Source organism: Streptomyces sp. NPDC051976, assembly GCF_040680795.1.
Classification (GTDB): Bacteria; Actinomycetota; Actinomycetes; order Streptomycetales; family Streptomycetaceae; genus Actinacidiphila.
Genome location: NZ_JBFAXL010000040.1, coordinates 37,762 through 51,528 on the forward strand (window position 1 = coordinate 37,762; position 13,767 = coordinate 51,528).

The 13,767-nt window shown below is 66.7% G+C and carries 11 protein-coding genes and 2 pseudogenes; 4 read left to right on the forward strand and 9 right to left on the reverse strand.

The genetic code is table 11. The annotated features are described in order from the left end of the window. Positions 1 to 160: 160 nt before the first annotated feature. From AB0M29_RS31180 to AB0M29_RS31195, 4 genes and pseudogenes are all read right to left on the reverse strand, one after another. Positions 161 to 2,593, reverse strand: a complete 2,433-nt coding sequence (locus AB0M29_RS31180; protein WP_365388715.1) for a carbohydrate-binding protein — start codon at positions 2,591 to 2,593, stop codon at positions 161 to 163. Positions 2,594 to 2,661: 68 nt separating this feature from the next. Further along, positions 2,662 to 4,014, reverse strand: a complete 1,353-nt coding sequence (locus AB0M29_RS31185) for an alpha-L-fucosidase (RefSeq protein WP_365388718.1) — start codon at positions 4,012 to 4,014, stop codon at positions 2,662 to 2,664. Then, positions 4,011 to 4,139: pseudogene (locus AB0M29_RS31190) on the reverse strand (carbohydrate ABC transporter permease); the annotation flags it as partial. The gene AB0M29_RS31185 and the pseudogene AB0M29_RS31190, both read right to left, overlap by 4 nt. A gap of 738 nt (positions 4,140 to 4,877) precedes the next feature. Continuing rightward, positions 4,878 to 6,014 (reverse strand): Gfo/Idh/MocA family oxidoreductase, encoded by a 1,137-nt coding sequence (locus AB0M29_RS31195; protein WP_365388721.1) that lies wholly within the window; start codon positions 6,012 to 6,014, stop codon positions 4,878 to 4,880. A 123-nt stretch (positions 6,015 to 6,137) separates the two neighbouring features. On the opposite strand from AB0M29_RS31195, the gene AB0M29_RS31200 reads away from it, so the two are divergent. After that, positions 6,138 to 7,271, forward strand: coding sequence for a hypothetical protein (locus AB0M29_RS31200; protein WP_365388722.1), 1,134 nt, complete (start codon positions 6,138 to 6,140; stop codon positions 7,269 to 7,271). Here the strand turns inward: AB0M29_RS31200 and AB0M29_RS31205 are convergent. Then, positions 7,204 to 7,491: pseudogene (locus tag AB0M29_RS31205) on the reverse strand (transposase); the annotation flags it as partial. The gene AB0M29_RS31200 and the pseudogene AB0M29_RS31205 overlap by 68 nt on opposite strands. Between AB0M29_RS31205 and AB0M29_RS31210 the strand changes: the two are divergent. Then, positions 7,378 to 7,797, forward strand: a complete 420-nt coding sequence (locus tag AB0M29_RS31210) for a hypothetical protein (RefSeq protein ID WP_365388810.1) — start codon at positions 7,378 to 7,380, stop codon at positions 7,795 to 7,797. The pseudogene AB0M29_RS31205 and the gene AB0M29_RS31210 sit on opposite strands and share 114 nt — an antisense overlap. Before the next feature lie 6 nt (positions 7,798 to 7,803). Next, entirely contained in the window at positions 7,804 to 8,472 is a 669-nt protein-coding gene (locus AB0M29_RS31215) for an ISAs1 family transposase (RefSeq protein ID WP_365388725.1), read from the forward strand. On the opposite strand, the gene AB0M29_RS31220 is transcribed toward AB0M29_RS31215, so the two are convergent. The 3 genes from AB0M29_RS31220 to AB0M29_RS31230 form a co-directional block, all read right to left on the reverse strand. Next, a complete protein-coding gene (locus tag AB0M29_RS31220; protein ID WP_365388727.1) occupies positions 8,438 to 9,361 on the reverse strand; it encodes a transposase in 924 nt (307 codons plus the stop codon). The two genes, AB0M29_RS31215 and AB0M29_RS31220, sit on opposite strands and share 35 nt — an antisense overlap. A 67-nt stretch (positions 9,362 to 9,428) precedes the next feature. Further along, positions 9,429 to 10,238: a transposase family protein gene (locus tag AB0M29_RS31225; protein ID WP_365388728.1), complete on the reverse strand. Its 810-nt coding sequence runs from the start codon at positions 10,236 to 10,238 to the stop codon at positions 9,429 to 9,431. A gap of 133 nt (positions 10,239 to 10,371) precedes the next feature. Further along, the gene (locus AB0M29_RS31230) at positions 10,372 to 10,965 is read right to left on the reverse strand and encodes a transposase domain-containing protein (RefSeq protein ID WP_365388730.1); all 594 of its coding nucleotides are present in this window, start codon (positions 10,963 to 10,965) and stop codon (positions 10,372 to 10,374) included. A 244-nt stretch (positions 10,966 to 11,209) separates the two neighbouring features. On the opposite strand from AB0M29_RS31230, the gene murC reads away from it, so the two are divergent. Next, positions 11,210 to 12,616, forward strand: coding sequence for a UDP-N-acetylmuramate--L-alanine ligase (murC, locus tag AB0M29_RS31235; protein ID WP_365388731.1), 1,407 nt, complete (start codon positions 11,210 to 11,212; stop codon positions 12,614 to 12,616). 247 nt (positions 12,617 to 12,863) lie between these two features. On the opposite strand, the gene AB0M29_RS31240 is transcribed toward murC, so the two are convergent. After that, the gene (locus AB0M29_RS31240; protein ID WP_365388733.1) at positions 12,864 to 13,730 is read right to left on the reverse strand and encodes a lamin tail domain-containing protein; all 867 of its coding nucleotides are present in this window, start codon (positions 13,728 to 13,730) and stop codon (positions 12,864 to 12,866) included. Positions 13,731 to 13,767 lie beyond the last annotated feature (37 nt).

Genomic DNA, 13,767 nt, shown 5'->3' on the forward strand with positions numbered 1-13,767 from the left:
TCACGCCCGGTCCCGCCGATCACACTGCCCGGACAGATGCCCGTTACTGGGACACGCTCCTAGGTCACTCGCATCAACGGAGCTTCAGGTCGTTCGGTCACACACCCTCCGACCAGCCACTATGCAAGATCGACCCGACTTTGCAAGAGCCCCGGCTCCCCTACTGAGCGATGAAGTCGATATTGATCGGCGTGTCGCCCGCGTCGTGCTGCAAAGTAACAGTCGCTCCGGCCGAGATCGCGGCCGCAACTGTGACGGTGGCGAAGCTGCCCCAGCCACCGGTCGCCGGGAACGCGGCGGCCTGGTTCTTCACGCCGTTGACGTACAGGCTGAACGTGCCTGCCGAGGCTGCGGCGTAGCCGATCTGCAGGAAGCCGGAAGCACTCATATTCCCCAGGCTGACCCCGTCGCCGATGCCGGTCAGGTAGCCGACGCTAAGGCCGTGGGAGGCGTTGGGGTGCCACTCCACCTGCGCGCCGCCGAGCAGTGTGCCGTAGGCCGCCACCCGCACCGACGGCGTGACCTTGATGTAGTCCACGTTGATCGGCGTATCGCCGGCGTCGTGCTGCAGGGTGACGGTCGCGCCGGCCGGGATGGGCACTTTGACAACGGCCGTGGAGAAACTGTTCCAGCCGCCCGTCGCCGGAAACGCAACAGCCTGATATTTGCCGCCGTTTACGTAGAGGCTGAACGTGCCCGCCACGGCTGCGGCGTAGCCGATCTGCAATCGGGTGGTCGCGTCGACACCGGCGAAAGAGACGCCGTCGCCGGTACTTGCCATGTAGCCGACGTTCTGCCCGTTGGACGCACCGCTGTGCGCCTCGACGCGGGCTCCACCGAGCAGCGTGCCGTACTCACCTTCCAAACGGTCCACGACATAGTCGACGTTGATCGACACATCGCTGGTGTCCCTCTGAAGGGTGACGGTGTCCCCGGCACTGATGGAGACCGGAACCGTGACGGTCGCGTAGGTGGCGTACGAGCCGGTCGAGGCCACCGGGACGCTCGCCCTCTTCACCCCGTTGACGTACAGGCTGAACGTGCCGCTGGACGTCGTGGAATACGAGAGGGTCAAGCTGGTGGCCTTGGCCGGGCTGGGGTACTCCAGGCCAGCTCCGGTGGCCGTCATGTACCCGACGTCCATGCCGCGAGAGGCGTTGGCAGAGGTTTGAGCTTTCGCGCCGCCGAACAGACACATGCTCTCGCCTTCGATGCGGTCCGAGGCCGGTTCGAAGGCATCGACGGCGATCAAGTTGCCGGTCGAAGAGGGGCTGCGGTCGGTGCGAACGGTGACGGTCAAGGTGTGGTTGCCCAGTGCCAGGCCGGCCCTGCTGTAGACGACCTGCTGATAATATTCACGGGCCGAGTAGAAGTCGATGGTGGCGTCCCAGATCCCGTCGATGGCCACGTCGGCTTTGCCCATGTTGTTCCACACTCGGCCGATCAGGTTGATGGCGTTGCCGTAGAAGGTGTACGTCGCCGTGTCCCCGGCCGTGGACGACCGCTGTTCGGTGGTTCCGTAGTTGCTCAGCGGCAGTGTTCCCGCGTAAGTCGTCCAACTGCCGGAGTAAACGGTGCCCGGTGCCCGATCGTCCAGGACATCGTCGATGCGGGCCGGCGAGTTCCGGTTGGTGACCTGCGCGATCGCTGCACCGAGGGTGTTGAGCTGCGGAATGTAGCCCGAGAGAATCTTGCCGTTGTTCGGGTCGACTGGGACGTCGAGGTTCACCAGACCGCCGGCCCCGACGTAGTCTGTCACGGCCTTGACGATCTGGGCGGTGGCGTAGCGAGGTCCGGCCTGGTTCTGTTCCGGCACGGGGTAGTTCGGCTCCCAGCCGTCGCGCCCGTACCACTGGGACATGTAGGACGTGACTCCGGCCTGTTCGCCGTTGACGTTTCCGCCGCGTGGGTACTGGGTGTGGACAGAACGCAACAGGTCGTAGCCCTCGAACTGGGAGATCGTCTCGCCGTGGCCGCCCCCGCCGCCGTTGAACATGATCTGTGTGCTGGGGTTGCCCGCTTTTACCGCCGAGGCCAGCTGGTCGAGGTAGGACGGTGAGGCACCACCCGCGCCGTCGAGATACCAACCGGAGACCTTTGTGCCGTAGCGCTGCGAGTAGGCGGTGAGCGCGTTGATCACCAGACTCTGGGACTTGTCGGCGGGGTGATACAGGACGAGCTTGATCCCTTTGGCGTTCAGCGCGGTGTACAGGTCGTTCGGCAAATCGCGGGTACTCGAAGGCCACGACGGATTCGGGGAGCAGGTGTAATCCGGGCCCTGCCGCAGCATCAGCAGCACGAATCCGACGTTGGCTGTGGCGACCTGGGCGGCGTGAGCGTCCACGTCGAAGGCGTCCACCCGTGCGCTCCACGTGGCCAGTGTGTCGCCGGGGTTGGGCAGGAACTGGATGAAGGTCCCCCATCTGGCGTCGAACAGCGGATTGCCCGGCCCCCACGCCGCAGCGTCAGCCGGAGCAGCGTTCAGGACGTTCAGCAGGGGCCCTCCCAGGGCTCCTGCCAGAGTCGCGCCCCCGACGGCTTGGAGGAAGCGCCGGCGGTCCAGTCCTTCTGTCTCGTTCAGGTGCGGTGTCATCGGTGTCCCTCTCCTTGGTCGATGTGGTGCTCCTCGTTCAGCTCCACGCCTTGATCGCCTCGGCCTGGCTAGCTGGTGCGGCCGAGCCGGATGATGGTGTCGATCGCGTCTGGCTCAATGGCCGAGATATCGACGAGCAAATGGCTGTCACGCTCGATCACTGAGGTCGACCCGCCGGTCAGGACCTCGGCCGTGCCGTCCCAACCGTCGAAGGCCGGGATGCTCACCTGCGGTTCGAAGCGCTCGAGCACATGGACGTAGACCGCCTCAGGGGTCCGCGTCGCACCGCCCCAACGCACGTCTGGCACCTGGTAGCCGCGGGTTCCTCGGATGGTGGAGCCGTAAGCGGACAGCCACACGCCGATCTCGGCCATCCGTGCGGCCTGCCGGTCGTCGATGACGCCCAGGGCGTCAGGCCCGACGTTCAACAGCAGGTTGCCGTCGCCGACGGCGCAACGCACCAAGGCGTGGACGCATTCGCGCAGCGACAGCATCTCGGCATCGGGCAAGTAGCCCCACTGCTCGCCGGCCAGCGTGAGACAGCTCTCCCAGGGGCGCCCGTCTTGGAAGGCGCCTATACGTCCCTCCGGGGTGTCGAAGTCGCCCCACAGCTGCGGCGGCCCGGCGTTGTACTCGGCCATGATCGCGAGCCGGTTGTTGATCAGGATGCCGGGCTGGAGATCACGTGCCATGCGGATGGTCTCGTCCGCGTTCCAATCGGCGAGCAGATCGCTCTGGCCGTAGGAGTCGAACCACAGGACGTCCACGGTCCCGTATCGGGTGAGCAGCTCGCGCAGCTGAGCATTCATGTAGCGCTGGTATTCGGCGTTGCCGTCCCGCAGATACTCCGGGTGATGCCAGTCGCGCTGCGAGTAGTAGATCCCGAAGCGCATCCCGCTGCGGTGGCAGGCCTGCGCAACTTCGGCCACGATGTCGCGGCCCAGCGGGCATTCAGCTGAGGTGACCTTGTAGTCGGTCTCGTCGGTATCCCACAGGCAGAATCCGTCGTGGTGCTTGGCGGTCAGCACCAGATAGCCAGCGCCAGCCTCCGCCGCGACATCCACCCAGCGCTGCGCGTCGAAGCCCGTCGGGTCGAATTCGCGGTAGAGGTTGTCGTATACCTGGTGCGGGACTCGCTGCGCCGGACGACCCTCCCGCTGGAAGATCGCCTGCAGATCGGAGGGCCGCGGCACATCGCGCGACCAGCTCAGCTCGAACCCGAGCCGGGACGATACGCCGAAGTGCACGAACATCCCGAACCTGGCCGCACGCCACCAAGCCGACGACTCGACACCGGCCCGCCACGGCAAGGCCGGCGGAAGCGGATCGTCGCCCTTGGCCTGTGCGCCGGTGAACTGCGGTCCGTACCGTTCGAGGTCCTGGGGCAGGGCCTCACTCCCTGCTGACAGATCGTGACTCATCCCTTGGTCGCCCCCCCTCCGGTGAGCCCCTTGACGAAATGCTTCTGGAAGACGAGATAGAAGATCAGGATCGGCAGGGTGGCCAGGAACATCAGGGCGAACACCGCCCCGAAGTCGCTCTGGTGCCCCCGACGACTCATTGGTGAACTCATTGCTGCTCCTGCTGGTGATGGATGAGATGAGGTGGTGGTCAGGACCCGTGAAGTTCGAAGATTCCGAAGCTGAACCCGCGGGTCCGGATCTTGCCGTCGGCCCGCTCGACGCCGTGAACCACGAGCGGTACGGCGCAGTCAAGGCCGGCTACCAGAGCGTCGGCCGGGTCTTGTCGGCCGTTGATGACGACGACGTGGCTGTCCCCTCGCAGGTAGACGAAGGATCGTCGTGGTGGAGGACCCACCCTGGGGCGTCGCTTCCCAGCGCGGGAGTCTGTCGGCGCAGCTTGATCAGCCTTCGCACTTGGTGCAACAGGGAGGCCTCATCTGCCTGCGCTTTCGCAACTGTTGGCCGATCGGGATCGGGGTCGATCGGGAGATAGACACGATCTGCCGGGGCGGTCGAGAAGCCGGCGTTCGGACCCCTGCTCCACTGCATCGGAGTCCGTGAACCTTGGCGCTCCTGGATGTCGAGCTGCCTGCCTTCCTTGTCCGGTAGGCCCCGGGACGTAGCGCATGCCGATCTCGTCGCCGTAGTGGATGACCGGCAGCGAGGGCCAGGTGAGCTGGAAGGCGCAGGCCGGGGCGACCATGTCTCGGGGCGCGGGCCGCAGGTCAGGCGGGAGAAGTCATGATTGGCGGTCGGCAGGGCCACCAGCCCTTCGCCGTCGATCGCCGCGGCGGCGTCGTCCCACGCGGCCAGGAACGTGCTCATGGTCCCCTTGCCCCCGGGATCGAACAGGACGTCCGGGTCTCGCCGAAGAAGTCGTACACCTCGATGGACTGGCCGTCGCCGGCCAGCTGACCGCGAGTGCCGAAGATCTTGGTGTGGCGATTCTCCAACGGCGTAAACGCGGTCAGGGTGAACGAGGCGGTGACACCGGCGTCGAACTCCAGGTTCACGACCTGATGGTCGGGGACGTCGTTGTCGCTGTGGTAGACGCACCTGCCGTACGGGCCGTCGGTCAGCTCGGCAGTCACGGCGGCTTCGGTCAGACGCCCGGCGGTCATGATCTTCGTGAGGTACTGCTTGGTTCCGTCGTCGCGCAGGCCGGTCCGGTACAGCCGCGTCGCCGAGTACTGCCACGTGTCCTGCAACGGGCAGCTCACGCAACGGTCAGCGGCCCCTTCCGGCGCCGCGTCAGGCCGGATGTGGCTCAGCGAGCCAAAGGAGCTGACCCGGGCCACCTCGTCCTCGACGAGATCGGCGATCCAGTCGATGTCATGGCAGGACTTGGCCAGCAGCAGCGGGGAAGACTCGGCTTCGCGGCGCCAGTTGCCGCGGACGAAGGAGTGAGCGAAGTGGTAGTAGCCGATCGGCTCCAAGTGCTGCAAGGACACGATGTCGCCGATCGCGCCTTCCAGTAGCAGCTGCTTCAGCTTCACGGTGTAGGGGGTGTAGCGCAACACATGCGCCAAGGCCAGCACGGTGCCGTTGCGCCGCGCGGCCTCGGCGATCGCCAGGCAGCTGGCTTCGTCGGTGGCCATGGGCTTCTCCAGCAGCAGCTCATACCCCCGGTCGGCCAGCGCGAAGGCGGCCTCGACATGGCCGGAGTCCAGGATGACGGCCACGTCGGCGAGTCGCGGGCGGTCGAGCAGGTCACGCCAATGGGTGAGCTGGAGGTCCGTTTCGATGTGGTGCTTGGCCGCGAACGCCGCCCGGACATGGCGCCGTGGCTCGGCCACTGCGACGACGCGCGCCGTGTCCGGCCTCTTGGTTGCCAAATCCGCATAGGCGGAGCCCCGGGCTCCGGCCCCCAGGATCACCAAGGTCAACGGGCGCTGCATGGGACCGCTCAAGTCACCGGTGATGAAGGGGCCAGCCTCGGAGCTGGCTATAGGGTTCAAGACGAGCTCCTGTGGTCGTGGCTCCCAGTGGCCAGAAAAGCCCAGTGCTAGATGGAAGCATGAGCTGGGGATTTTTTTTTGAGTCATTGACTGAACTAACTGGGTTGAAGTTTCCCCACGCACTTGAAGGTTGTCAAGAGGGTGGTGGGCGGGGCGAAGAGAGAGGCAGGTGGCGATGCGTTACTGCGGCAACGGATCAACACCGTCGAGGTGCTGAGGGCGCTGCACGGCGCCGACCAGCTGACCTTGCGTGGCCTGGCCGATGCGGCGGGGGTGTCGCGGAACACCGCCGAGGACACCGCCACCACCCTGGTCGCGGCCGGCGTCCGTGGCCACGGTTCCCCGGATCAGCTTCCGCGAATGCCTGGGCAAGGTGCGTTCCTTCTGGACCTGTCCCAGTGGGCGATCGAGGAGCCCGGGCGGTGGGCGCGCTGGGTCGCCCCGTGCCCCGTCGGCCGCGAGGACACCGGACGACGCAAGCACAAGCGACAGCTCAAGGCCCGCATCGACGCCCGCACCCGCGAGCGACTCCCCGTCCTCCCCGTGCTTGTCCGCACGGTCGACCAGCGCCGCCGGACGGCCGAGACGCTCCTCCGGGCTGCCCGGGAGACCGAGCCCGGAACCGCCTTCACCGTCGACGGTCAGGCGCTGATCCGGCCCCTCCTGCGGCCGGGCACCTCCACGGGCAAGATCTGGGCCGAGGAACCGGCCAGCGGAAAGCGCCGGGATCTCGTGCAGGAAGAGGAGTACGCGTTCTGGGCCTGGGCCACGGTGGAAGTCCTCCGCCTCACCAGTGTCCGCATCGAGGAACTCCTGGAGATCAGCCACCACAGTTTGGTGCAATACCGGCTGCCGACCACCGGCGAAATCCTACCGCTGTTGCAGATCGCCCCCTCCAAGACCGATGCGGAACGACTGCTCGTGGTCAGCCCTGAACTGGCCGAGGCGCTGTCTACGATCATCAGCAGAATCCGCGAGTCCTCCGGCCCGGTCCCGATGATCCCCGCCTACGACTGGCACGAGTGCATGTGGATGCCGCCAGCTCCGCTACCGTTCCAGCGCCGCTTCCGCACCGAGCGTCGCGCAATCAGCCACGGCACCATCCGCAAGATGGTCAAGGCCGCTCTTGCCGACACCCGCCTGGTCGACCCCGCCGACGGCCGCCCCGCCGCGCGACCCGGGCCTTGCAGTAGGTGGCGTCCAGATAGATGTAGGGGAAGCGGAGGTGGTCCAGGGGCCGGCCGCGGAAGGCGGTGAGCTGGGTGTCCAGGTCGGAGCAGATCCGTGAGACCTCGCTCTTGGAGATCCCACTGTCCGCTCCGAGGGCTTTGACCAGTTCGTCGACCGAGCGTGTGGAAACGCCGTGGACGTAGGCCTCCATGATCACGGCGAAGAGGGCCTGGTCGATCCGGCGGCGGCGTTCCAGCAGGCTCGGGAAGAAGCTGCCCGAGCGGAGCTTGGGTATTACCAGGTCGACGGCATCGCGCTCGCCTTGTGCACCGCCGACACCATGGTCGCCGTCCGCACCGGCGGTGAGTGGGACGAGGCTGAGGAGCTGGTGCTGGGACAACCCCTCGACGGCTTCCAGGACGCGCTGCAGACCCTGGAGGACCTACTCCACATGCTGCTGGGCCAGACCGCCGACGAACGGCTTGAGTACCAGCACGACGGCAGCGCCGATGCGGTCCGCGCCACCGTCACCACAGCGGACGGCGAGGTCACGATGATCGCCGAACGGCACCGGCACGACCAGCCAACGGGGCCCGAACCACTGATCTGCTGACCGCCCGTGCCCGGCAAGACCACCGAGGTCACCGCCCTGCCCGCGCTGCTGGCACCCTTCGACCTCACCGGCGTGACGGTCACCGCCGACGCGCTGCACACCACCCGCGAACAGGCCCGCTACCTGGTCGAGGAGAAGAACGCCCACTTCGTCCTCGTGGTCAAGCGCAACCAGCCGCGCCTGCACGCCGCGCTGCGGGCCCTGCCGTGGAAGGGGTGCACCACGGTGCGCTACGACCGCGAGCAGGGGCACGGCCGACGCGAAACCCGCTCGGTGCGTGTGCTGACCGTCACCGGCCTCGGCCTGGACTTCCCGCACGTCACGCAGGCCGTGAAGATCCACCGCTACCGCACCGACGCCAAGAGCGGCAAGACCACCCGGCAGACCGTCCACGCGATCACCGATACGGCTTCCCATCAGGCATCTCCGCAGCGTCTCGGGCAACTCGCCCGCGGCCACTGGGGCATCGAGTCGCTCCACCACGTGAGGGACACGACCTTTGCCGAGGACGCCTCCAAGGTCCGCACCGGGCACGGCCCGGCGAACATGGCCACACTGCGAAACCTCGCAGTCAACACACTCCGCGACGCCGGCTACGGCAGCATCGCCGCCGGGCTACGACAAGCCTCCTACGTGCCCTTCACGCACCCGCTCGACCCGATCGGACTCGCTTGACCTGCACCGACAAGTGATCACCAGGACTTTGAATCCAATGCCGGGAAGTTAGGGCCGTGGGCAGGCTGTCAAGTGCTGCGGGCGGGATGGTGATCGTTGTCGCTACTTTCTGTAGTGGCTTGTCGTTCCGGGCCTTGTGGTAGGCGAACTTGGACAGAGTGCGTTTCACGCGGCGGGGGATGATCCGGGAACGCCGCTGTTCGGGGCCCAGGTCTCGAGGGTTGAGGATGGCGGCGCTGATGCGTGGGGTCCTACCCAGCTCAATCGAGGGCATCGGATCAGCATTGATCACCGTGTGGCGGGCAGTGCGGAGCGTGACGGTCAGCGAGATTCGGTCGGGGTCGATACAGGCCGCTGTGGCTGCGTCGGCGGCGATCCGCCGGGCCACCTGGAGCACGATGAACAGGGCGAACAGCTCCTGGAAGACATCGCGGGGGTGGTGGGAGCGCAGGACCGTTCCCGATCCGAGTGCGGTGACCTTCAGCCCGTAGTAGGCAGTTTCCACCGCCCAGCGCTCGTGATAGAGCGCTGCCAGCTCCTGAGCCGGGTAGCGCTGGGGATCCAGCAACGTGGTGACCAGGCGCAGACTGCTCGTGCGGACGGTTCCTGTGGCCCGGTCGGTCACGGTGATGTCGGCCTCGATGACGCGCACCGCCACGCCCTGGACCTGGGGAGGAACGCCGCGGCGCCGGTCACGGTGCACCCAGCGCACCAACTGGTTGCGACCGGTGGGAGTGGAGACCATGGACAGCCAACTCCCGTCGTCGAGCTCCTCAACGGCCGGCAGGAGACGGCCGGTACTGACCCGCCAAAGCAGGTCCGCGCCCGTACTGGCAGCCTGGCGCATCAGTTCCAGACCGTCGGACCCACGGTCGGCCAGGTGGAGCATGCCCGGGACCAGCGCCGCGCAGAGCTGCTGCGATTGGCTCTTCTCACTGACGTTTTCTCATCGAAGGTCATTTCCAGATTCCGTTGAGGGCGAGTGCGGCGCGGGCGATGTCGCCGATCCGACTGGGGCTGAGGGAGACGTGCTTGAGCGCGCGCCAGCGTTCCTTGAGCTCGGCGGCTGCGCGTTCGCCGAGTGCCCGCAGGTCTCTGATCAGGGTGTTCGTGGTGCAGGTGTCGGCGTGTAGGGCTTGTTCGGACTTGCCCTTGGGGCGGCGGACCGGGACGTGTATGCCGATGCCGGCGCCGATGTAGCCCTTGTCGGCGAGTGTCGGCAGGCCGTCGGTGGCGGCCTTGTAGAGGGCGGGCAGTGCGTGGATACGGGCGGCGGTGATGTCGGGGGTGGAGCCGGGCTCGACGTCGGAGATCCACAGCGGGCTGCCGTCCGGGGACGACAGGAACTGCACGTTGCCGCCGAATGCCTTGTGTTTCTGGCTGAACCACAGGTCGTTGCCGTTGTCGCGGACGCCCGCGAGGCGGTCGGACTCGATGAGGGTCCCGTCCAGGATGACGTGCGACATTCCGTCCCGTCGGCAGCGGTTCAGGACGTCGGGCAGGTCTGGAGCCTGGTCGGCGAGGACGTCGATGCCTTCGTGCAGGTAGCGGTAGCCGGTGGCCTGGGAGATGCCCGCGCCGCGGGCCAGGCAGTGCACGCAAGCTCTCTCGCGGAACCAGCGCAGGACCAGCACGGCCTGGCGGAACGGGCCCAGCGCCCGAGATCCCCGCGGGGTGCGAAGCCGCCGCCGATGGGCGGCCAGCAAACGGGACAGATGGTCCACGACGTGGCGCGGGACATCGAGCGTGGCAACATAGGTGACCAACGTGAAGCCTCTGGTGGTTCGGACAAGATCTTGTGGTGAGACCTGTCCTACCAGGGGCTTTACGTCTGCCCACGACCAGGATGCGTTCGTCCGATCCACCCCGGAGCGAGCGGTTCACGACGTTTCGCGAAGATCATTTCGCTGAGAAAACCTCACTGACCGACACCGGGCCGATCACCGTGTCCACCAAGGCCCGGGTCCCGCATTCCACCAACGCCGTGAGCCGTACCAGCGGATAGGTGGACTCACGCGCTGCCCGGTAGTAACCGAAAAACGCGGCGTTGGCGGCGCTGTCGGCCACCTCAAGGGTGGTGCCGTCCCAGGCGACCGTCCGCAGTCCCCGCCACCATGCACCGACAGTTTCCGTGCTCGCCGTGCAGCCCTTGAGCCGGTCGAACAACAAGCTGAGGGGCTCGGGTCCGATCCGGCGCCGGGCCTGCCGCAACGCGGCGACAGAGGGGCCATCGTCTGTTCCCCGCAGGCCCGCGACCAGCGAAGCCCACACACCCCGATATCCCTCGCGAGGGAACAGCGCCATCGCCAGCACGAAGTACACCACCACCCGCGACGGCAGCTTGCGGACCCGCCTCTCCACCCGGCACGTGGTTCGCAGTACCTCGTCGACCATGTCCGGCGAGATGAGCTGGGTCAGCTCGCCAAGATGCCCGGCCGCAAAGACACTTCGATCGGAACCAGGGCGGATGGGCATGCCAGACTTGGCGGTCAACGGGGCTCCCGTGGGTACGGCGTCTTGGTCGACTTCCGTCCTACGCGGAGCCCCGTCCCTCTACATCAACTTCACCGAACCGCTTGACAGCCTGCCCACGGCCCTAACTTTCCGGCATTGACTTTGAATCAGCCCTGGCCCCTGGGCGAGCTCCGCTTCCGCAACGACATGGCGGTCTATGGTGTTTACAACTAGCCCGTGACCTGTGACACCCACACCGCTCAGCCCTACAGAAGGACCCGACATGAGCCCCGGCGTTCCCACTGCCCTGGACCGACCGCACTTCATCGGCATTGGTGGCACCGGAATGTCCGGCATCGCCAAGATCCTCGCCCAGCGCGGAGCGAAGGTCACCGGCAGCGACTCGCGGGACTCTGCCACGGCCAAGGCGCTACGGGCTCAGGGCGCCATCGTGCACATCGGGCACGCCGCCGCGCATCTTGCTGAGGACACCACCGCGGTCGTGGTGTCCTCAGCGATCCGCCTCGACAATCCCGAGCTGGCCGCCGCGCACGCGCGCGGCCTTCCGGTGGTGCACCGCTCCGACGCGCTCGCCTCCCTGATGCAAGGGCTACGCCCTGTCGCGGTGGCGGGCACCCATGGCAAGACGACCACCACCTCGATGCTGGCGGTGTCCTTTTCCTCTCTGGGGCTCGACCCGTCGTATGCCATCGGCGGTGACCTGGATGCCCCCGGTTCCAATGCCCACCACGGCGAAGGTGAGCACTTTATCGCCGAGGCCGACGAGTCCGACCGCAGTTTCCACAAGTACGCCCCCGAAGTCGCGGTCATCCTCAACGTCGAGCTGGATCACCACGCCAACTACGCGTCGATGGAGGAGGTTTACGACTCCTTCGAAGCCTTCGCCAAGAAGATCGTCCCCGGCGGTACCCTGGTCATCAACGCCGACCAGTCGGGCGCTACCGAACTCACACGACGTCTGCAAAACGCACTCTCATCCCTGAAGGTCATCACCTACGGCGAAGCCCAGTCGGCCGACGTGCCCATTCACATGGTCACGCCGCAAGGACTGACCAGCGAGATCACTGTCCTACTCGACGGCGAGCCCGTTACTTTCACCATCTCGGTACCCGGCCGTCATTACGCGCACAACGCAGTGGCCGCCCTCGCCGCGGGCGTGGCCATGGGCGTCCCCACCTCCGATATGGCTACGGCCTTGAGCTCATACACCGGCGTCAAGCGCCGTCTCCAGCTCACGGGTGAAGCCGCAGGAGTCCAGGTTATCGACTCCTACGCCCACCACCCCACCGAGATGGCCGCCGATCTGGAAGCGATGCGCGCCGCCGCAAGGGACTCCCGCATCATCGTCCTGTTCCAACCCCACCTCTTTTCCCGCACCCAGGAAATGGGTTCGGAGATGGGCCAGGCGCTAGCTCTCGCGGACACCTCCATGGTGTTGGACATCTACGCAGCCCGCGAGGACCCGGTCCCCGGAATCTCCAGCGCCCTCATCATCGACGCCGCCCGTGCGGCCGGCGCCGATGTCACGTACGGAGAGTCCAAAGACTGTGCCACCGAGAGGATCGCGGCCATGGCCAAGCCTGGCGATCTCGTTCTCACCATGGGCGCAGGCGACATCTCCGACCTCGGCCCGCGGATCCTCACCGCGCTGGACAGCGACCCCCGATAGAGCCGACGGCCCGCAGCGTCTATCGACCTCATTCCCTAACCAGCCCATGCATCTCGTCTGCCTCACCAGCATTGCCCCGCCACGGTGAGACTGGTGCCGTAATGGACCGACGATCCGTCCCATCGACCTCTACGAGGCCGACGACGACTTCGCCCCCTGTCAAGGAGCGCCCCGCACATGAAGATCGAAGGTACGGACCGGTGAGGCGCGGCGGCCTCACCGGTCGCTGACGGCCGGGGAGACCGCCTTACGGGGTGCTGGTGGTGTTGAACCCCCTGTCGAGGTAGGGGTACTGGTCCGGAACGTGGCCGTCGGCGGCGACGAGGCGGGCGATGCCGCCCTTGTCCCGCCAGATCTGCTGGGCGGAGCCGAAGGAGAAGCCGCCGAATTGCGGGTGGGCTTCGTTGGTGTAGATCCGGAAGCGCTGGCCGGGCTGGATGACGGTGCCGGCGGGGAAGGGGAAATCGCGTCCGGTGGGCTTGGACTCCACGATCCAGCCGGTCAGGTCCTGGGGCGCGCCGCCCTGGTTGAAGATCTCGACGTATTCGTCGGCCTGCCCCGGCCCGGTGCCCAGGTAGCGCAGGCCGGAGATGATCACGTCGGGTTCCTCGGCGGTGAACATGCAGACGACCTCGGCGAAGTTGACTCCGCCCTCGGGACTGCGGAACTGCCGGACGATCTGACCGCCCCGCTTGAACCCGCTCAGCACCGCCCGGTACTCCTTGCCGCCGATGGTGACGGGCTGGGGGTGGATGAAGGTCTCCAGGTCGACCAGGTCGTCGTCCATGGGGCTGCTGCCGGTGGTGTTGGGCGTCTCGAAGTGGTGGAAGGCGAAGTTCAGATCGGTGGTGCTGCCGTCCTCGAACATGACGTTGATGGCGAGTTGGACGTCGAACTCGCTCGGGCTGACGGTCGTGGGCAGGTTGCGGTGGATGAAGGTACCGACGACGAACTCGGTGCCGTCGAGTTCGACGTCCGCGGCCGTGCCACGGAACTGGTACCCGCTCTGGGAACCGCTGCTGCCCCACCGGACGTCCGCGGCCCCCAGGCCGGTGACGGGTGAGATGCTCGGGTTGGTGGTCGGGAAGACGCCGGAAGTGACGACGGTGGTCATGATGTCCTACTCCTGCTCTCGAAAGTCCTCGGGTCCT